The organism is Streptomyces sp. 130, assembly GCF_007096885.1.
Lineage (GTDB): Bacteria > Actinomycetota > Actinomycetes > Streptomycetales > Streptomycetaceae > Streptomyces.
This window is the reverse complement of the sequence record NZ_VJNO01000015.1, coordinates 121,347-141,317: the sequence shown is the minus strand read 5'-3', so window position 1 is coordinate 141,317 and position 19,971 is coordinate 121,347. Positions and strand designations below refer to the sequence as shown.

General features: G+C 71.1%; 15 protein-coding genes and 1 tRNA gene. 4 read left to right on the top strand and 12 right to left on the bottom strand.

All coding sequences use genetic code 11. The annotated features are described in order from the left end of the window. The 4 genes from FKN01_RS15845 to FKN01_RS15830 all read right to left on the bottom strand — a co-directional run. On the bottom strand, positions 1-1,551 hold a 1,551-nt coding region (locus FKN01_RS15845), incomplete at its 3' end, for a VCBS repeat-containing protein (RefSeq protein ID WP_260696902.1). A gap of 119 nt (positions 1,552-1,670) precedes the next feature. After that, positions 1,671-3,431, bottom strand: a complete 1,761-nt coding sequence (locus tag FKN01_RS15840; RefSeq protein WP_143620859.1) for a VCBS repeat-containing protein — start codon at positions 3,429-3,431, stop codon at positions 1,671-1,673. Between the two features lie 208 nt (positions 3,432-3,639). Beyond that, entirely contained in the window at positions 3,640-4,326 is a 687-nt protein-coding gene (locus tag FKN01_RS15835; RefSeq protein WP_143620829.1) for a TetR/AcrR family transcriptional regulator, read from the bottom strand. After that, positions 4,323-5,306, bottom strand: a complete 984-nt coding sequence (locus FKN01_RS15830) for a fatty acid desaturase (protein WP_143620826.1) — start codon at positions 5,304-5,306, stop codon at positions 4,323-4,325. The genes FKN01_RS15835 and FKN01_RS15830 overlap by 4 nt, the downstream gene beginning before the upstream one ends. Before the next feature lie 336 nt (positions 5,307-5,642). On the opposite strand from FKN01_RS15830, the gene ppc reads away from it, so the two are divergent. Next, positions 5,643-8,372, top strand: coding sequence for a phosphoenolpyruvate carboxylase (ppc, locus tag FKN01_RS15825; RefSeq protein ID WP_143620824.1), 2,730 nt, complete (start codon positions 5,643-5,645; stop codon positions 8,370-8,372). A gap of 57 nt (positions 8,373-8,429) precedes the next feature. Here ppc and pth read toward each other — a convergent pair whose 3' ends face one another. The 6 genes from pth to FKN01_RS15795 all read right to left on the bottom strand — a co-directional run bounded on the left by pth (position 8,430) and on the right by FKN01_RS15795 (position 13,571). Then, positions 8,430-9,023, bottom strand: a complete 594-nt coding sequence (gene pth / locus FKN01_RS15820; protein ID WP_143620822.1) for an aminoacyl-tRNA hydrolase — start codon at positions 9,021-9,023, stop codon at positions 8,430-8,432. A 136-nt stretch (positions 9,024-9,159) separates the two neighbouring features. Next, entirely contained in the window at positions 9,160-9,747 is a 588-nt protein-coding gene (locus tag FKN01_RS15815; RefSeq protein ID WP_143620820.1) for a 50S ribosomal protein L25/general stress protein Ctc, read from the bottom strand. 223 nt (positions 9,748-9,970) lie between these two features. Beyond that, complete coding sequence (locus FKN01_RS15810; protein WP_073968578.1) at positions 9,971-10,945, bottom strand: ribose-phosphate diphosphokinase; 975 nt, start codon at positions 10,943-10,945, stop codon at positions 9,971-9,973. 120 nt (positions 10,946-11,065) lie between these two features. Continuing rightward, the gene (gene glmU / locus FKN01_RS15805) at positions 11,066-12,514 is read right to left on the bottom strand and encodes a bifunctional UDP-N-acetylglucosamine diphosphorylase/glucosamine-1-phosphate N-acetyltransferase GlmU (RefSeq protein WP_143620819.1); all 1,449 of its coding nucleotides are present in this window, start codon (positions 12,512-12,514) and stop codon (positions 11,066-11,068) included. 108 nt (positions 12,515-12,622) lie between these two features. After that, positions 12,623-12,693, bottom strand: a tRNA-Gln gene (locus FKN01_RS15800). An 11-nt stretch (positions 12,694-12,704) separates the two neighbouring features. Continuing rightward, positions 12,705-13,571, bottom strand: a complete 867-nt coding sequence (locus FKN01_RS15795; protein ID WP_143620817.1) for a hypothetical protein — start codon at positions 13,569-13,571, stop codon at positions 12,705-12,707. Positions 13,572-13,726: 155 nt separating this feature from the next. Between FKN01_RS15795 and FKN01_RS15790 the strand changes: the two genes are divergently transcribed. Further along, entirely contained in the window at positions 13,727-15,028 is a 1,302-nt protein-coding gene (locus FKN01_RS15790; RefSeq protein WP_143620815.1) for a sensor histidine kinase, read from the top strand. Positions 15,029-15,136: 108 nt separating this feature from the next. On the opposite strand, the gene FKN01_RS15785 is transcribed toward FKN01_RS15790, so the two are convergent. Then, the gene (locus FKN01_RS15785; protein WP_143620814.1) at positions 15,137-15,661 is read right to left on the bottom strand and encodes an SUKH-3 domain-containing protein; all 525 of its coding nucleotides are present in this window, start codon (positions 15,659-15,661) and stop codon (positions 15,137-15,139) included. Between the two features lie 8 nt (positions 15,662-15,669). Then, a complete protein-coding gene (locus FKN01_RS15780) occupies positions 15,670-16,203 on the bottom strand; it encodes a YwqJ-related putative deaminase (protein ID WP_143620812.1) in 534 nt (177 codons plus the stop codon). A gap of 304 nt (positions 16,204-16,507) precedes the next feature. On the opposite strand from FKN01_RS15780, the gene FKN01_RS15775 reads away from it, so the two are divergent. Together FKN01_RS15775 and FKN01_RS15770 are read left to right on the top strand one after the other, a co-directional pair. Beyond that, positions 16,508-17,485 (top strand): SMI1/KNR4 family protein, encoded by a 978-nt coding sequence (locus FKN01_RS15775; RefSeq protein WP_143620810.1) that lies wholly within the window; start codon positions 16,508-16,510, stop codon positions 17,483-17,485. A gap of 5 nt (positions 17,486-17,490) precedes the next feature. Next, positions 17,491-19,962, top strand: coding sequence for an SUKH-4 family immunity protein (locus FKN01_RS15770; RefSeq protein WP_143620808.1), 2,472 nt, complete (start codon positions 17,491-17,493; stop codon positions 19,960-19,962). Positions 19,963-19,971: the final 9 nt, after the last annotated feature.

Genomic DNA, 19,971 nt, shown 5'->3' with positions numbered 1-19,971 from the left:
GTCGCCCTTGCCGTCGACGCCGACCAGGTCGGCGAAGCCGTCGCCGTCGAGGTCGCCGGGGGCGGCGAACTGCTTGTACGTGTTGTAGCCGTAGCCGATCTTGACGCGGGCCGAGAGCGGCTTGGCGGCTTTGCCCGTGCCCTTGTACAGGTACAGGTCGCCCTTGGTGTCGCGGGCCACGACGTCCGCGATGCCGTCGCCGCTGAGGTCACCGGCGCCGACCAGCGCGGTGTACGTGTCGTAGCCGTAGCCGACCTTCACCTTGGCCGCGAACTTCAGGCCGAGCCCGTCGCCCTGGTACAGGTACAGGTCGCCCTTGGTGTCGCGGGCCAGCAGGTCGCCCTTGCCGTCGCCGCTCAGGTCGCCGGGACCGGTCAGGTTGTTGTAGACCTGCCAGCCCTCGCCGATGAACTCGTCGTTGATGTAGAGCGAGCCGTCGTAGTTCTGGAGCAGCTCGCCCAGGCCGTCGCTGCCGAGGGACGACGGCATCGCCAGCCCCACGTCGTTCCAGCCCTCCGCCTCACCGTTGTGCCCGCGCGGGCGGAACGTCCCGTTGTTGCGGGAGTCGTACCAGTACAGGCCGCCGGCCTTGGTGCGGGCCAGCACCCTGTGCTTGCCCCAGTCCGGGTTGCCGCCCGCGCCGACGATCAGCGCATATCCGTCCCACCCCGTGGAACCGGCCTCGCGCGCCCTGAAGGTGCCGTCGCCGATGGGGACGTACACATAGCTGTCGCCGTTCGGCTTGCGCGCGACGAGCTCGCCGAGGCCGTCGCCGTCGAGGTCGTCGACCCCGATGATCTGGTTGTAGACGTCCCAGCCGTAGCCGACCTTGACGCGTGCCTTGAAGGGCTTCGCCGCGTCGCCGGTGCCGGCGTAGAAGTACACGTCACCGGCGGGCGTGCGGGCGATGACGTCGCCGAGGCCGTCGCGGTTGATGTCGTTGACGCCCACGACCTGGTCGTAGGTGTTCCAGCCGTAGCCCACCTTCACGCCGGGCTTGAAGGGCGCGCTGTTCACGGTGCCGGTGGAGATGTAGACGTAGACGTCACCGGCGGGCGTGCGGGCGAGCAGGTCGGCGCGGCCGTCGCCGTCCAGGTCGCCGGGTGAGACGACCTTGTTGTACTTGTGCCAGCCGTTGCCCGACCAGGTGGCGCGACCGGTGCCCTTCTCGCCGGTGCTCCGGAAGAGCGAGAGCTTGCCCGACGCGGACAGCGCCAGGATCTCGGGCTTCCCGTCGCCGTCCAGATCACCCGGCGTGATGATGTCCTTGAACATCTCGTACCGGTCGCTGCCGTCGATCTTGTACGGGTGCGTGCCGTACGTCTTCGTCGACGTGTAGAGGATGCCGTCCAGGTCGCGGTACAGCAGGTTGCTGACCCCGTCGCCGTCCAGGTCGCGCAGCGGCTCGGCCGGGACGACGGAGGACGGGGACTGCGCGCCCGGCGTACCCGGCGCCGGGTCGTCGGCCGAGGCCGGAGCCGCCAGCAGCAGGCCGGCGGAGAGAACGAGTGCGGTGCAGGCCGCGATGCGGCTCGCGCGCTTCGAGCGCACGGCGCGACGGCCGGATTCCACAGAAGACAAAGCCCCCCCAGGCATTACAGCGCCCCGCCCCGCGGCTGCGGGGACGGGGCGCGTGGTTACCGCGGTCACGCGGTCATGCGGGCGCCGGCCTAGTACAGGCCGTTGAAGATGTCCCAGCCGTAGCCGATCTTGGCGCGCTTCTCGATCTGGCCGGTGCCGGTGGACGAGTAGCGGTAGATGTCGCCCTTGCCGTCGACGCCGACCAGGTCGGCGAAGCCGTCGCCGTCGAGGTCGCCGGGGGCGGCGAACTGCTTGTACGTGTTGTAGCCGTAGCCGATCTTGACGCGGGCCGAGAGCGGCTTGGTGGCGTTGCCCGTGCCCTTGTACAGGTACAGGTTGCCCTTGGTGTCGCGGGCCACGACGTCCGCGATGCCGTCGCCGCTGAGGTCACCGGCGCCGACGATCTTGTTGTACGTGTTGTAGCCGTAGCCGACCTTGATCTTGGCCGCGAACTTCGTGCCGAGCCCGTTGCCCTTGTAGAGGTACAGGTTGCCACTGGTGTCGCGGGCCAGCAGGTCGCCCTTGCCGTCGCCGCTCAGGTCGCCGGGACCGGTCAGGCTGTTGTAGACCTGCCAGCCGGAGCCGATCTGCTCGGCGCCGACCCAGAGCGTGCCCTTGTAGACCTGGAGGAGGTCGGCCCAGCCGTCGTTGTCCAGCGAGGAGGCCAGCGACAGGCTCACCTGGTTCCAGCCGGTGTCCGTGCCGTCCTTGTAGAGCGGGAAGAAGTTCCCGTTGTTCCGGCTCTGGTACCAGTACAGGCTGCCGCCCTTGGTACGCGCCTCCAGCTCCTGCTTGCCCCAGCTCGGGTTGCCGCCCGCGCCGACGAACAGCGCCGCCGCGTTCCAGCCCGTGCCGCCCTCGACGCGCGCCTCGAAGGTGCCGTAGCCGGTCGAGTAGTACGTGTACAGGGTGCCGCCCGGCTTGCGGGCCACGATGTCGCTGAGGCCGTCGCCGTCGATGTCGTCGAAGCCGATCAGCTGGTTGTAGATGTCCCAGCCGTAGCCGACCTTGGCGCGCGCCTTGAAGGGCTTCGCCGCGTCGCCGGTGCCGGCGTAGAAGTACACGTCACCCGCGGGCGTACGGGCGATGACATCGCCCAGGCCGTCGCCGTTGACATCGTTGGCGCCCACGACCTGGTCGTAGACGTTCCAGCCGTAACCGACCTTGACGCCCGCCTTGAAGGGGGCGGTGGACGTGTTGCCGGTGGAGATGTAGACGTAGATGTCGCCGGAGGGCGTACGCGCGAGCAGGTCGCCGCGGCCGTCGCCGTCCAGGTCACCGGGGGCGGTGACCTTGTTGTACTTCTGCCAGCCGACGCCCGACCAGCTGACGGAGCTGGTGTCGCCGGCTCCCCAGCTCTGGTAGAGCGAGAGCTTGCCCGACGCCGACAGCGTCAGGACCTCGGCCTTGCCGTCGCCACCGAGGTCGCCCGGCGTGATGATGTCCTTGGGCGTCTCGAACTCGTCGTCACTGAAGATCGTGTAAGGGTGCGAGCCCGAGTTGTCGGTGATGGCGTACAGATTGCCGTCCAGGCCCCGGTACAGCATGTCGCTGACGCCGTCGCCGTCGAGGTCCGCGCGCGGCTTGGCCGGGACGACCGAGGACGGGGACTGGGCACCGGCCACGCCCGAGGCGCCGGCCTTCTTCTTCGCCGTGCGCTTCGGCAGGGTGAGCGTCGGCTGCCCGCCGAGCTCGGGGGTCAGGTGCGCGGTGGCGCCGCTCGGAGCGGGCGCCGAGTCATCGGCCGAGGCCGGAGCCGCCAGCAGCATGCCGGCGGAGAGAACGAGTGCGGTGCAGGCCGCGATCCGGGTCGCGCGCTTCGAGCGCACGACGGAACGGCCGGGTTCCACAGAAGTCAAAGCCCCCCCAGGGGTAAGTGGTGGAACCGGGGCAAACGCTTTCACGGGCACAGTACGTGGTACGTGCAAGGGTGAAGCATTCCCGGGATGTTCACAGACTCTACAACTGTGCACACCGGGACTGAAGTGGTTTAGCAATGGATCAAGGTTGCGGCTTGGCCACATCGGCCCGCCCGCGGACCCGCCCCCCCACGGGCCGTCAGCTCTTGCGGTGCCCTATCAGCCGCGGCTTCGACTCCAGGTTCTCCAGACCGTGCCAGGCCAGATTCACCAGATGGGCCGCGACCTCCGCCTTCTTCGGCTTGCGCGCGTTCACCCACCACTGGCCGGTCAGCGCCACCATGCCCACCAGCGCCTGCGCGTACAGCGGGGCCAGCTTCGGGTCGAAGCCCCGGGCCTTGAACTCCAGCCCCAGGATGTCCTCGACCTGGGTCGCGATGTCGCTGATCAGCGAGGCGAAGGTGCCCGTCGACTGGGCGACCGGAGAGTCCCGGACCAGGATGCGGAACCCGTCGGTGTACGTCTCGATGTAGTCCAGCAGCGCGAACGCCGCCTGCTCCAGGAGCTCCCGGGGATGCCCCGCGGTCAGCGCACCCGTCACCATGTCCAGCAGCTGGCGCATCTCCCGGTCCACCACGACCGCGTACAGCCCCTCCTTGCCGCCGAAGTGCTCGTAGACGACCGGCTTCGACACCCCCGCACGGGCCGCGATCTCCTCGACCGACGTGCCCTCGAAGCCCTTGTCGGCGAACAGGGTGCGACCGATGTCCAGCAGCTGCTCGCGGCGTTCCTTCCCGGTCATCCGCACCCGGCGGGCCCGCCGGGACGAAGGTGCACGGGTGTTCTCGCTGCCTGCGCTGGAGTCGGTCGCCACGTCGTCCATCATGCCGCGTCGGCCGCCGCGCGGTTGCGCCGGGACTCGATACGGGCATCGTCCGGCCACCGCACGTCGTAGGCCCAGCCGGCCTGCTCGAACCAGCGGATGAGACGCGCGCTCGAATCGATCTGACCGCGCATCACACCGTGCCGCGCGCTCGTCGGGTCCGCGTGGTGCAGGTTGTGCCAGGACTCACCGCAGGACAGGACCGCCAGCCACCACACGTTGCCCGACTTGTCCCGGGACTTGAAGGGGCGCTTGCCGACCGCGTGGCAGATCGAGTTGATCGACCACGTCACGTGGTGCAGCAGCGCCACGCGTACCAGCGAACCCCAGAAGAACGCCGTCGCCGCACCCCACCACGACATCGTCACCAGACCGCCGACCAGCGGGGGAATCGCCAGCGAGATGATCGTGAAGGTCATGAAGTGACGCGAGATCCGGCGGATCGCCGGGTCCTTGATCAGGTCCGGGGCGTACTTCTGCTGCGGCGTCTGCTCCTCGTCGAACATCCACGCGATGTGGGCCCACCACAGGCCCTTCAGCAACGCCGGCAGCGTCTCCCCGAACCGCCACGGCGAGTGCGGGTCGCCGTCCGCGTCCGAGAACCGGTGGTGCTTGCGGTGATCGGCCACCCAGCGCACCAGGGGACCCTCCACCGCCAGCGAACCGGCCACCGCCAGCACGATGCGCAGCGGACGCTTCGCCTTGAACGAGCCGTGCGTGAAGTACCGGTGGAAGCCGATCGTGATGCCGTGGCAGCCGATGAAGTACATCGCCACCATCAGACCCAGATCGAGCCAGCTCACACCGCGGCCCCAGGCCAGCGGCACCGCCGCCACCAAGGCCACGAACGGCACGACGATGAACAGCAGGAGCGCGATCTGCTCGATCGACCGCTTGTTGTCCCCGCCGAGCGTGGCGGAGGGAAGAGCCGGATCACCGGCCGCCGGGGCGGCGGCCTCGATCACATCGGGGCTGGTCTTCATGGGGAGTCCCCTGAGGGTGAGAACGGGACGGACAACCGTGGTTACGCATCCGTAACCTACGGCTTCGTAAGTATGGCAGCGAGGAGGCCCGCCCACGAGAGGGCGAAACACCGCGCACAGACGCACGAATACCGGGTAGACACACTCCGCGTACCCCGACCGGACCCCCCGGCAACACGGACGGCCGTCCGGGGCGCGAACAGCACCGAAAGCACGGACACCTATCCTGGAGAGGTCGGACAGCGCGGTCCGCACCCTGCTTTCCGGGGTGGCGTCGGCATCCGCCGACCGCGGTCCCCGGGTCCCGTGCACAACCACTGCAAGGAGCCGCACACTGTGAGCAGTGCCGACCAGACCCCCGCCGCCAGCCCCGAGCTGCGCGCCGACATCCGCCGCCTCGGCGACCTCCTCGGCGAGACCCTGGTACGCCAGGAGGGTCAGGAACTCCTCGACCTCGTCGAACGCGTACGCGCCCTGACCCGCACCGACGGCGAGGCCGCGGCCGAGCTCCTCGGCGACACCGGCCTGGAGACCGCCGCCAAGCTCGTCCGCGCCTTCTCCACCTACTTCCACCTGGCCAACGTGACCGAGCAGGTCCACCGCGCCCACGAGATGCGCGACCGCCGGTCCGCCGAGGGCGGCCTCCTCGCCCGCACCGCCGACCGGCTCAAGGACGCCGACCCCGAACACCTGCGCGCCACCGTCAAGAACCTCAACGTGCGCCCCGTCTTCACCGCGCACCCCACCGAGGCCGCCCGGCGCTCCGTCCTGAACAAGCTCCGCCGCATCGCCGCCCTCCTGGAAACCCCGGTCATCGAGGCCGACCGCCGCCGCCAGGACCTCAGACTCGCCGAGCACATCGACCTCATCTGGCAGACCGACGAACTCCGCGTCGTCCGCCCCGAGCCCACCGACGAGGCCCGGAACGCCATCTACTACCTCGACGAGCTGCACGCCAACGCCGTCGGCGACGTCCTGGAGGACCTGGCCGCCGAGCTCGAACGCGTCGGCGTCGAACTCCCCGCAGGCACCCGCCCCCTCACCTTCGGCACCTGGATCGGCGGCGACCGCGACGGCAACCCCAACGTGACCCCCAAGGTCACCTGGGACGTCCTCATCCTCCAGCACGAGCACGGCATCACCGACGCCCTCGAACTCGTCGACGAACTCCGCGGCCTGCTCTCCAACTCCATCCGCTACACCGGCGCCACCGACGAACTCCTCGCCTCACTCCAGGCCGACCTGGACCTCCTCCCCGAGATCAGCCCCCGCTACAAGCGGCTGAACGCCGAGGAGCCCTACCGCCTCAAGGCCACCTGCATCCGCCAGAAGCTGGTCAACACCCGCGAACGCCTCGCCAGCGGACGCCCCCACCGCCCCGGCTGCGACTACCTCGGCACCGCCGAACTCGTCGCGGACCTCGCCCTCATCCAGGACTCCCTGCGCCGCCACAAGGCCGGCATCGTCGCCGACGGCCGCATGGACCGCACCATCCGCACGCTCTCCGCGTTCGGCCTCCAGCTCGCCACCATGGACGTCCGCGAACACGCCGACGCCCACCACCACACCCTCGGCCAGCTCTTCGACCGGCTCGGCGAGGAATCCTGGCGCTACGCCGACATGCCCCGCGACTACCGGCAGAAGCTCCTCGCCAAGGAACTGCGCTCCCGCCGCCCCCTCGCACCCACCCCGGCCCCGCTCGACGCCGCCGGCGAGAAGACCCTCGGCGTCTTCCACACCATCAAGGAAGCCTTCGAACGCTTCGGCCCCGAAGTCATCGAGTCCTACATCATCTCGATGTGCCAGGGCGCCGACGACGTCTTCGCCGCCGCCGTCCTCGCCCGCGAGGCCGGCCTCATCGACCTCCACGCCGGCTGGGCCAAGATCGGCATCGTCCCGCTCCTGGAAACCACCGACGAACTCCGCGCCGCCGACGTCATCCTCGACGAGATGCTCGCCGACCCCTCCTACCGGCGCCTCGTCTCCCTGCGCGGCGACGTCCAGGAGGTCATGCTCGGCTACTCCGACTCCTCCAAGTTCGGCGGCATCACCACCTCCCAGTGGGAGATCCACCGCGCCCAGCGCCGCCTGCGCGACGTCGCCCACCGCTACGGCGTACGACTCCGCCTCTTCCACGGCCGCGGCGGCACCGTCGGCCGCGGCGGCGGCCCCTCGCACGACGCGATCCTCGCCCAGCCCTGGGGCACCCTGGAAGGCGAGATCAAGGTCACCGAACAGGGCGAGGTCATCTCCGACAAGTACCTCATCCCGGCCCTCGCCCGGGAAAACCTGGAACTCACCGTCGCGGCCACCCTCCAGGCATCCGCCCTGCACACCGCCCCCCGCCAGTCCGACGAAGCCCTCGCCCGCTGGGACGCGGCCATGGACACCGTCTCCGACGCCGCCCACGCCGCCTACCGCAAGCTCGTCGAGGACCCCGACCTCCCGGCCTACTTCCTCGCCTCCACCCCGGTCGAACAGCTCGGCAACCTGCACCTGGGCTCACGCCCCTCCCGCCGCCCCGGCTCCGGCATCTCGCTCGACGGACTCCGCGCCATCCCGTGGGTCTTCGGCTGGACCCAGTCCCGCCAGATCGTCCCCGGCTGGTTCGGCGTCGGCTCCGGCCTCAAGGCCCTGCGCGAGGCCGGCCTCGACACCGTCCTGGAAGAGATGCACGAGCACTGGCACTTCTTCCGCAACTTCCTCTCCAACGTCGAGATGACGCTCGCCAAGACCGACCTGCGCATCGCCCGGCACTACGTCGACACCCTCGTCCCCGACGAGCTCAAGCACGTCTTCGACGCCATCGAGGCCGAACACGCCCTCACCGTGCAGGAAGTCCTGCGCGTCACCGGCGGCGAGAAGCTGCTCGACAGCAACCCGGTGCTCCAGCAGACCTTCGCCATCCGCGACGCCTACCTGGACCCGATCTCCTACCTCCAGGTCTCCCTGCTCGCCCGCCAGCGCCAGGCAGCCGAACGCGGCGAGGAGGAGGACCCGCTCCTCGCCCGCGCCCTGCTGCTCACCGTCAACGGCGTCGCCGCCGGCCTCCGCAACACCGGCTGACCCGGCACCCAACGACGACGGGGCGCGGGGAACTCCTCCCCGCGCCCCGCCGCGCACTCAGCCGTTGTACGCGGACTGCGCCCGCTCCAGCCCCTCCGCCAGCAGACACTCCACCGCGTCCGCCGCCCGGTCCACCTCCAACGCCAGCTCCTTGCGCTCCGCGGACGAGAAGTCCTTCAGCACGAAGTCCGCGACCTGCATCCGCCCCGGCGGCCGGCCGATCCCGAACCGCACCCGGTGATAGTCCGCACCCATCGCCTTCGTCATCGACTTCAGCCCGTTGTGCCCGTTGTCCCCGCCGCCCAGCTTCAGCCGCAGCGTCCCGTAATCGATGTCCAGCTCGTCGTGGACCGCCACCACGTGGTCCAGCGGCACCTTGTAGAAGTCCCGCAGCGCCGCCACCGGTCCCCCGGACAGATTCATGTACGACATCGGCTTCGCGACCACCACCCGGCGGCTCAGCGGGCCGGGCGGACCGATCCGGCCCTCCAGCACCTGCGCCTGCGCCTTCGGGGCACGCTTGAACTTCCCGCCGATCCGCTCCGCGAGCAGGTCGGCGACCATGAAACCGACGTTGTGCCGGTTCGCCGCGTACTCGGGGCCGGGATTGCCCAGCCCCACGATCAGCCAGGGGTCGGTGGCGTCGGACATCGCGCGAAGTCTCCTCGTTCGGACGCGTACAGCGGCGTGGACAGGAAGCCGTAAACAGGAAGCGGACAGGAAAACGGGGCGGCGGCTCCCGGAAAGGGAGACCACCGCCCCGTCAGTCAAGCAGGCGGGACGGGACTCAGCCCTCCTCGCCCTCACCCTCGGCGGCCTCGGCGGCCGGCTCCTCGGCCTGCGCGGCGACGACCTGGAGCACGATGGCGTCCTCGTCACCGGCGAGCACGGAGCCCTTCGGCAGCTCGATGTCCTTCGCGAGCACCGAGGCACCGGCGTCCAGGCCCTGCACGGAGACCGTGACGGACTCGGGGATGTGGGTGGCCTCGGCCTCGACGAGCAGGGTCGCCTGCACGTACTCCAGCAGGTTGCCGCCCGGGGCCAGGTCGCCCTCGGCCTGCACCGCGACCTCGACGTTGACCTTCTCGCCGCGCTTCACGGTCAGCAGGTCGACGTGCTCGATGTCGCCCTTCAGCGGGTTGCGCTGCACGGCCTTCGGGATGACCAGGGCGTCCTTGCCGTCGATCTCCAGACCGATCAGGACGTTGGCGGTGCGCAGCGCGAGGAGCACCTCGTGGCCCGGAAGCGTGATGTGGACCGGCTCGGCACCGTGGCCGTAGACCACCGCGGGAACCTGGTTGGCGCGACGCGCGCGACGGGCGGCACCCTTGCCGAACTCGGTACGGACCTGGGCAGCCATCTTGATCTCGGCCATAGCGGCACTCCTCGTGAGGTGACGGAAAACGGACGGTCACCCGGCCAACAACTGGCCTGCTACGAAGAGCGCGCCGATAACGGATCGCCGTACATGAGTACGGCCTCCCTCGCCGAGCAACTCGCTGAGTCTACCCGGCGGGGAGGCCGCACCCCAAAGTGGATCAACGGCGGCCCACCCGGCCGCCCCGTCCCACCGCTCCTACTGCCTGCTCCTACTGCTCCTACTGCTCCTCGAACAGGCTCGTCACCGAGCCGTCCTCGAAGACCTCACGCACCGCGCGGGCGATCGTCGGGGCGATCGACAGCACCTTGATCTTGTCGAGCTCCAGCTCACCCGGCGTCGGCAGGGTGTCCGTGAACACGAACTCGCTGACCTTCGAGTTCTTCAGGCGGTCCGCCGCGGGGCCCGAGAGCACACCGTGCGTCGCCGTCACTATGACGTCCTCGGCGCCGTGCGCGAACAGGGCGTCGGCGGCGGCGCAGATCGTGCCGCCCGTGTCGATCATGTCGTCGACCAGGACACAGACCCGGCCCTTCACATTGCCGACGACCTCGTGGACGGTCACCTGGTTGGCGACGTCCTTGTCACGGCGCTTGTGCACGATCGCCAGCGGGGCGTCGAGCCGGTCGCACCAGCGGTCGGCGACGCGCACCCGGCCCGCGTCCGGCGAGACGATCGTCAGCTTGGAACGGTCCACCTTGGCGCCCACGTAGTCCGCCAGGATCGGCAGCGCGAACAGGTGGTCCACCGGGCCGTCGAAGAAGCCCTGGATCTGGTCCGTGTGCAGGTCGACGGTCAGTATCCGGTCCGCGCCCGCCGTCTTCATCAGGTCCGCGATCAGACGGGCCGAGATCGGCTCGCGGCCACGGTGCTTCTTGTCCTGGCGGGCGTAGCCGTAGAACGGCACGATCACCGTGATCGAACGGGCCGACGCGCGCTTCAGCGCGTCGATCATGATCAGCTGCTCCATGATCCACTTGTTGATCGGAGCCGTGTGGCTCTGGATCAGGAAGCAGTCCGCGCCACGCGCCGACTCCTGGAAGCGGACGTAGATCTCACCGTTGGCGAAATCGAAGGCCTTCGTCGGCACGAGACCCACACCCAGCTGGTGTGCGACCTCCTCGGCCAGCTCGGGGTGGGCGCGGCCGGAGAAGAGCATCAGTTTCTTCTCGCCGGTCGTCTTGATCCCGGTCACAGCACAGTCTCCTCAGACGTGTTCCTGGCGCCGCACGCAGATGTCCCGATGTGCAACGAGCCAGCCGAAATGGGGTGAGCATCTATCACGGTACGCGGTGCTGGACGCACCTGTTTCCGGTCAGCTTTCGCCGGCCGGCCTCTCCTCCGCCGCCTGAGCCGCCAGAGCGGCGGCGCTTCCGGGACGCTTCCGCGCCACCCAACCCTCGATATTCCTTTGCTGGCCCCGGGCCACGGCCAGCGAACCGGACGGCACGTCCTTCGTGATGACCGAGCCGGCGGCGGTGTAAACCCCGTCCCCGACCGTGACAGGCGCCACAAACATATTGTCCGATCCGGTACGGCAGTGCGACCCGATCGTCGTGTGGTGCTTGGCCACCCCGTCGTAGTTCACGAACACGCTCGCGGCGCCGATGTTGGTGTGGTCGCCGATGGTCGCGTCGCCCACGTACGACAGGTGCGGGACCTTGGTCCCCTCGCCGATCGTCGCGTTCTTCATCTCGACGTACGTCCCCGCCTTGGCCTTCGGGCCCAGCTTGGTGCCCGGCCGCAGGTAGGCGTACGGGCCCACCAGCGCGCCCGGGCCCACCTCGGCGCCGTCCGCCACGGTGTTGTCCACCCGCGCGCCCGCGTGCACGACGGTGTCCGTCAGCCGCGAGTTCGGGCCGACCTCGGCGTCCTCCGCGAGGTGCGTGGCGCCCAGCAGCTGCGTCCCCGGGTGCACGATCGCGTCGCGCTCGAAGGTCACCGTGACGTCGATCAGCGTCGAGCCGGGGTCGACCACGGTCACACCGGCCGTCATGGCGCGCTCGAGCAGCCGCTCGTTCAGCAGCCGGCGGGCCTCCGCCAGCTGGACGCGGTTGTTGATGCCCAGGATCTCCCGGTGGTCGCCCGCCACACAGGCGCCGACCCGGTGCCCGGCCTCGCGCAGGATCGACAGCACGTCGGTGAGGTACTCCTCGCCCTGGCTGTTGTCCGTCCGCACCTGCCCCAGCGCCTCGGCGAGCAGCTTCCCGTCGAACGCGAACACCCCGGAGTTGATCTCCCGGATCGCCCGCTGCTCGTCGCTCGCGTCCTTGTGCTCCACGATCTCGGTGACCGCGCCGCTCGCGGCGTCGCGCACGATCCGCCCGTAGCCGGTGGAGTCCGGGACCTCGGCGCTCAGCACGGTGACCGCGTTGCCGTCGGCGGTGTGCGTGGCGGCGAGCGCGGCCAGCGTCTCGCCGGACAGCAGCGGGGTGTCCCCGCACACGACGACGACGGTGCCCTCGACGGCCCCGCCCAGCTCGTCGAGCGCGACCCGCACCGCGTTCCCGGTGCCCTTCTGCTCGGCCTGGTAGGCCGTACGGACCTGCGCGTCGGCGCCGGCGAGGTGGGCGGTGACCTGCTCGTGCGCGTGGCCCACGACCACGACGAGGTGCTGGGGGTCCAGCTCGCGGGAGGCGGCGACGACATGACCGACGAGCGAGCGCCCGGAGATCTCGTGCAGAACCTTGGGGGTCTTCGACTTCATGCGGGTGCCCTCACCCGCTGCGAGGACGACGACGGCTGCCGGGCGTACGGAGCTCACGGATAGGCCCTTCGGCTTCGGGTGGTGGACATCCGCAGGATACCGGGGGGCGTCGGACCGGACATGGGCGCGGGCCCCGACGGGGGGGGGCGGGGCCCGCGCGAAGAGCTCCCGGGGAAGGAATCGAACCCTCATTCAATGGACCAAAACCATTTGTCCTGCCATTAGACGACCCGGGATGGTTCTACCGTTATGTCCGATTCTCTTGATCGGCTCGTTCGGCAGCACCTACTATGCCGCACCACCAGCCCTCGATGCGACGGTACAGCTCAGCGCTTTTGTTCACGCGCACCACCAGGCATCCGTGGTAACGCTCGCCCGTGTTCTTGCGGTTGGTGACCGGATTGTGCTTCTTGAGCGTGGTCTTGCCGAACAATCCTGACCGGCCGACCTCCTCCCTCCAGAACCGCTCCGCCTCGGGCACATCCGCCGACTCGTGGATGTGCACGTGAAACCGAAGGTGCTCGGGCGGGACGTCCAAGAGGCGGAGCCAGGCCAGGAAAATGCGGATCATGTGCGGGTCGCTGTTGATGAAGGTCACCCGCTCCTGGCGACGGTGAGGTTTGGCCTTGGTGCCCTCGGCCCAGTAGAGCCCGACCCCGAGCATGAACAACTCCCGCTCGGTCATGGTTCCGATCTCGGCGGCCGCGTCGCGCTTGGTCTGCTGCCGCTCTGCCTCGCGCCGCTCAAGGATGGCCTCCCATCCTCGCCTGGCGATCGCGGAAGCCTGCTCGCGTGAGCGTTTCGGCGGCTTCGGCAGATCCCTCACCCATAGCGAGATCGACCCCTTCGAGCACCCCAGCTCCACCTGGATCTGGTCGTACGTCTTCCCCTCCAACCTCAGCTCCCGCGCCTTCGCCCGCAGGTCGTCCTTGGCTCGCGGGCGCTTCGTCCACTCCGGCGGAGGCTCGCCCTCCAGCAGGCGGTTGAGGATGTCGTTGTTGTCGACGTGCAGCCGGTCCCGGATCTGGCGGCGGCTCAACCCCTCCCGCCGCAACGCGACCGCGCGCTCGCGCAGGCCCTCGAAATCCGCGTACTTGCTCGTGATCTCCGTCATGCGCCAAGCGTTGTCCGGAATCCGGACGTCCGGGTCGAATGGGTGGTCGATTCGCTATATCGGGCGGTTGTTCATCATTCGGCCCTCGATCGAACGTACGACGTGCTGTGCAGGTCACCCGAAAATGGGATGCGGGCGCCCGTACGCTGGATGCCATGACCGCAACGGGGGAAGACCGGGAAGCGGCGGGTCCGACCACCCGTGGCTACTGGTGGTGGGAACGGCGACGGAGTGTCGCGCTGGATGTGGGGCTCGCGCTCGGTTCGGCGGTGGAGTGCGGGTTCGAAGGGGTGGCGTTCGCGGGGGACGCGGGACTGCCCGTGCCGCTCGGAGTGGTGTTCGGGGTGCTCGCCGGGTCCGTGCTGCTGGTGCGGCGGCGGTGGCCGATCGCCGTGGTGCTGGTCTCGATCGCGACGACGCCCGCGGAGATGGGCTTCCTGATGGGCCTCGTCGGCCTGTACACGCTGGCCGCCTCCGAGGTGCCCCGGCGGATCACCGCGGTGCTGATGAGCATGTCCCTGGTGGGAACGTTCATCGTGACGTACGTACGGCTGCGCCAGGGCGTCGACGAGAACGCCGACTTCGGGCCCGGCGACTGGTACGTGCCGATGCTGTCCCTGTTCATGGCCGTCGGGCTGACCGCCCCGCCCGTGCTGTTCGGGCTGTACATAGGGGCCCGGCGCCGGCTGATGGAGAGCCTGCGGGAGCGCGCGGACTCGCTGGAGCGGGAGCTGTCGCTGCTCGCGGACCGGGCCGAGGAGCGGGCCGAGTGGGCCCGTACGGAGGAGCGGACCCGGATCGCCCGCGAGATGCACGACGTGGTCGCCCACCGGGTGAGCCTGATGGTCGTGCACGCGGCGGCGCTCCAGGCCGTGGCCCCCAAGGACCCGGCGAAGGCCGTGCGCAACGCCGCCCTGGTCGGCGACATGGGCCGCCAGGCGCTCACCGAGCTGCGCGAGATGCTGGGCGTCCTGCGGGCCGGTGAGCCGATGCGGGCCCCGGTGGACAAGGTGCCGCTGGCCTCCGTGGGCCGGGCGGCGCAGGCCGCGGCGGAGGACGGGCCGCGGCTGGACGAGGTGGAGGCGCTGGTCGGCCAGTCGCGGGCGGCGGGCATGACCGTGGAGCTGTCGGTCGAGGGGGCCGCCCGCACGTACGCGCCGGAGGTCGAGCAGACGGCGTACCGGGTGGTCCAGGAGGCCCTGACCAACGTCCACAAGCACGCGGCGGGCGCGAAGACGTGGGTGCGGCTGGCGCACCGGGAGGCCGAGGTCGCCATGCAGGTGGAGAACGGTCCGACGGACGCGGCGACGGCCGACGCGGGCCTGCCGAGCGGCGGCAACGGCCTGGTGGGCATGCGCGAACGGGTGCTCGGCCTGGGCGGGGTCTTCGTCTCGGGCCCGACCGACGCGGGCGGCTTCCGGGTCTCGGCGGTCCTCCCGGACGAGGGCGGGGCCTGAGCCTGCGGGCCTGTCGAGCCCGTCCGGCCTTTGCGGACGGGACCGTGGCGGGGGTGACCGCCCGCCCGGCGTGCACCGGCGCGCCGGAGACCCGGGATCAGCCCGGACTCAGCCCGTGACCAGCCGCTCCGGCTGCAGCCCGGTCACCAGCGTCGCCAGTGCCGTGTCGATGTCCTGGCCGAGGTACCAGTCTCCGGTGTGGTCGATGGAGTAGACCCGCCCGGTCAGGTCGATCGCGAGGACGGCCTGCCCGTCCCCCTCCTCGCCGAGCGGTGCGACCTCGGTCGCCAGCGCGCGGCCGAGGTCGCCGAGGGTGCGGGCCAGGTGGAGTCCGCTCAACGGGTCGATGCGGACGGCCGGCGGCGCGATCTGGCGGCCGGGCGCCGTGGCGGTGATGTGGAGGCCGCCGAACTCGGCCCATGCCTCGACCGCGGCCGGGAAGACGGCGTGCTGGTGCCCGGCGGGCGAGGAGTGCGCGCGCAGGGCGTCGGCCCATTCCTCGGCCTGGCGGATGTCCCAGCGGCCGGGTGTCCAGCCGGCGGCGCGCAGGGCGGCGTCGACGGCGACGGGGAAGCGGGTGGCGGACTGGCGGTCGGGTCCGGTCTGCCGGGGCAGGTCGGTGCGGTCGTGCATGGGCGCGGTCAGCTCTTCTCTGCGGTGGTGGCCGCGCCGGTGGCGGTGAGGTCGACGGGGCGTACGCCGAAGTGGGCGAGCATGACGGCGCAGGAGCGGCAGGGTGCCGCGTAGCTGCCGTGCAGCGGGTCGCCGTCCTCGCGGATGCGGCGGGCGGTGAGCCGGGCGTGCTTGAGGGCGCGGCGGGCCTCGCCGTTGGTGAGGGGCTTGCGCTGGGCGCGCTTGGAGCGTCCGGCCTCGGCGGCGGTGAGGTGCCGGGAGAGGAGTATGGCCTCGGGGCAGCGGCCGGTGAAGCGTTCGCGCTGGGCGCTGGGGAGGGTGTCCAGGAAGTCCTGGACGAGGTGGTGGAGTACCGGTGGCCGGTCGCCCTTGCCGGCGGTGCAGGTGAGTGTTTCGCCGCGTACGGACAGGGCGGCGGCGACGGCGGGCAGGATGCCGTCGCGGCGCTGGCCGAGGCGGGGCGCGGGGCTCTTCTCGGTGCTGCTCCAGCTGAGTCGCGGGTCCCCGGTCGTGACGGTCTGTGCAGAGTGTGCGGTGTGCATGGTGCTGTGTCCCTCCCGTGCCCGCAGCGGCCGCTGCCTTCTGTGCACGCCCCCGTGTTTGCGGGTGACAGCCTGCCAAATGTGTCGGGTGCTGTGAAAGCTGGGTCGGTGAAACGTGTCTGCGTGTCGCGGTTCGGTGGCGCTGCCGTCGCCCTTCCGTCACGCGGTTGTGACGTTTGGTGACGGTTGTGGCCAGGGGATGGCGGGGCCGGTTCCCGTACGGGTGTCACCGCTTAGGCTGTGCCTGGACCGCCTCCTGGGCAGGTCGGTCCTCATCAGCCAGACGCAGCAGGGGGCAACCGCCATGACGACAGGTCGGCTCGGGCAGCAAGCCGCGCCACCGAACGCGGCCTACGCCGGGCAGCTCGTGCACTTCCCGGACCCGGTCCGGGCGTCCCGTCATCCCAGAGGGGTGCGGATGGACGAGAGCGGCTGTCCGGACTTCTCGCCGTACGCGCGTGCCGCGGCGGAGATCGCGGAGCCTCCGCAGGGTTTCGGTGTGGACGAGCTGCGGCTCACGGACTACGTGTCGGCGAACGCGGCGCTGGCCGCGGCCGGTCATGAGCTGTGGGACACGATCTCGCCGGTGGCGACGCCGCACGGCTGGACGTGGCACCACGTGCCGGGCGGCCGTCGGATGGAGCTGATCCCGGTCGAGGTGAAGGCGCTGCTGCGCCATCACGGCGGGCTGGCGTCCACGGAGGTGGACCTGGACAAGCGGGGGACGCGCCCGCTGCAGGAGACGCGGCCCGCGCATTTCCGGCTGCCCAAGGGTGCCGTGGCGGTGAGCGAGCAGCAGATCCTGGGTGTCGAGGAGGATCTCGGTTACCGGCTGCCGGGGGCGTATCGCTCGTTCCTGAAGGCGGCCGGCGGTTCGGCGCCGGTGGGTGCGGCGCTCGACGCGGAGCTGGGGCTGCTGATCGACCAGCCGTTCTTCACGGTGCGCGAGGAGGCCGCCGTGAATGATCTGGTGTATGTCAACAAGTGCCTGCGGGACCACCTGACGAAGGACTACCTCGGTGTGGCTTTCGTGCAGGGCGGTCTGCTCGCGGTGAAGGTGCGGGGCGACGCCCTGGGTTCGGTGTGGTTCTGCGCGTACGACGACGCGCGGGACCGTGACGGCTGGACGGTGCAGGAGCGGGTGGACCGGTTGCTGCTGCCGTGCGGTGCGGACTTCGACGCGTTCCTGCAGCGTCTGGCGGGGAATCCGCCGGAGCTGGAGACGGTGGCGAACCTGATGGTGGACGGTGGCTTCGCGCAGGCCGTCCCGGTGGAGGGGTGAGCGCGATGGTGACCTTCGCTCAGGCGCAGGAGCGTGCGGACGAGTGGGTGAACGGTGACGTTCCGGCGTACCAGCATCGTGAGGTGCGGGTACGTGAATTCGAACTCGGATTCGTGGTGTGGGCCGAGGACCGTGCGGAGGGACCGGTCTCCGACGGTGGCCGGCAGCGGCTGGTGATCGCGCGGGACAGCGGTGAGGCGACGCTGTGGCCCGGTCTGCCGGTCGGTGAGGTGATCCGGCGGTACGAGGAGGAGTACGGCGCGCCGGAGGTGGAGCCGGCGGCCCCGGCGCCGCCGCCCGAGCGGGTGGACCTGAATCAGACGTCGTTCCTGCTGAGCCCGCCGGAGTGGTTGCAGGAGGCTGCGGACAAGCTGGGCATTCCGGATCGGCGTGCGGAGCGGGACGACACCCCGCCGCCCGCGCCCCGGGCCCCGTCGTCCTTCCCGCCGCCCGCCCCGATCCCGTCGCCCTCGGCGCCCTCGCAGGGCGGTTCGGTGGCGTACGAGCCGACCGCTTCGGACGGCGTGCCGGCGTCCTCGCTCCAGCCGCCCGTCGGGGCCACGCCGTGGGCGGGGACCGATGTGAACGCGGACTCGGAGGGCGCGGAGGTGGAGCTTCCGGCGACGGTGTTCGCGCCGCCGCTGTCGGGCGCCGACGACGAGGAGGAGCTGCCCCCGGTCGTTCCGGCGGACGCGCCGACGGCGCTGATGTCGGGCGGCAGCCAGCTGCCGAAGACCGCGATCGCGCCGAGCCTGGGCGGCGAGCGCCCGCCGGCGGGTCCGCCGGTGCCGGGCCCGCCCGTGCCGGGGACCGCGGTGCCGGGTCCGCCGATTCCCGGGACAGCCGTGCCGGGCCCGCCGGTGCCGGGGCAGCCCACGCCCCCGCCGGCCGTGCCCGCGCCCCCGCCGGCCCAGCACACCCCGCCGCCCGGTCCGCCAGGCGGGCCCGGGGACATCGCGGACGCCGCGACGAGCAAGGCGGCCGTCGCGCCGCGCGCCCCGCACGGGGGCACGCCTCCGCCGCCGCCCGGTGCCCCCGGCACCCCGGGCGCCCGGCCGGGTGCTCCGGTGCCGCCGCCTTCGGGACCGGGTGCGCCCGGCGCGCCCGCGGGCGGCTATGTGCCGACGCAGCTCGTCTCCCAGCTGGGCCCGCCCGGGGCCCCGCAGCCGCCCGGCCCGCCGACGCCGCCGCCCGCGGGCGGGGTGCACCAGGCGGCCACGATGTTCGCCGACCCGAACGCGTCGTCCGGTGCGGGCGTTCCGCAGCCGCCCGGTCCGCCGGGTGTTCCGGGCGCGTCCCAGCCGCCCGGAGCGCCCGGTGCGCCGGGCGGGCAGCAGCCGCCTCCGCCGCCGGGTGCGACGCCTCCGCCCGGTCCGGGCGGGGTGCACCACGCGGCGACGATGCTCGCGGGGCCGGGGCAGGGCGGTCCGGGGGCGCCGCAGCCGCCGGGTCCGCCGGTGGGCGCGCCGCCCGCGTACGGGTATCCGCAGGCGCCGCCCGGTCAGCCGACCGTGGGTCCGGGCTATCAGGCGGTGCTGCGGTTCCGGGCGCCGGACGGCAGTGAGCAGCAGCTGATCCGGCGTTCGGCGCCGGGTACGCCGCACCCGGAGTGGCAGATGCTGCACGAGCTGCGGGCGATGAACGTGCCGCCGCAGCAGGTGATCGAGCTGCACACGGAGCTGGAGTCGTGTGAGCTGCCCGGTGGTTACTGTGCCCGGATGATCCGGGAGACCTGGCCGCAGGTGCGGATCACCTCCGTCGCCCCGTACGGCACGGATCACGCGAGCCGGCAGCAGGGCATGCGGCATCTGCTGACGCACCAGGGTGAGCTGCACCAGGTGGCGGACGGTCCCGCGCGGCCGGCGCCGGTGCGGGCGCCGCTGCCGCAGATGCAGCCGGCGCCGCCGGTGCCGCCGGAGGCGCTCGCCGAGGAGATGATGCAGACCTTCGGTCCGCAGGGTGTGCTCCGCTTCGACCAGCGGGCGGTGTCGCGTCAGGGCGTGCCGGAGATCGTGGCGCGGACTCTGGTGTGGGCGGGTCTGCCCGCCGACTTCGGGCCGTTCTTCTGGGCGCAGCCGGGGCAGCCGGTGGTGCCGACGCTGGCGGAGCTGGCGGCCCAGCGGCAGGTGCAGCCCGCGTCGGACGCGGGGTCGTATCTGGTGGTGGGTTCGGACTTCGGCCGGGCGATCTGCGTCCAGTACGGGACCGCGCACATCGTGGCGGTGCCGGTGGAGGCGGGTCCGGGCGGTGCGCCGGTGCCGCCGCAGTTCGTGAACACGGGGCTGCCGGAGTTCGTGCGGTGCATGGCGTTGCTGGGCCGGATGTGGCGGCTGCGGTACGGGCTGAACCCGGAGCAGGCGGGCCGCTGGACGGTGGATTTCCAGGCGCAGTTGGTGGCGTTGGACGCGGCGGCGCTGGCGTCGCCGGAGAGCTGGTGGTCGGTGCTGCTGGAACAGATGTGGGACGGCCTCATCTGATCGTTCGGT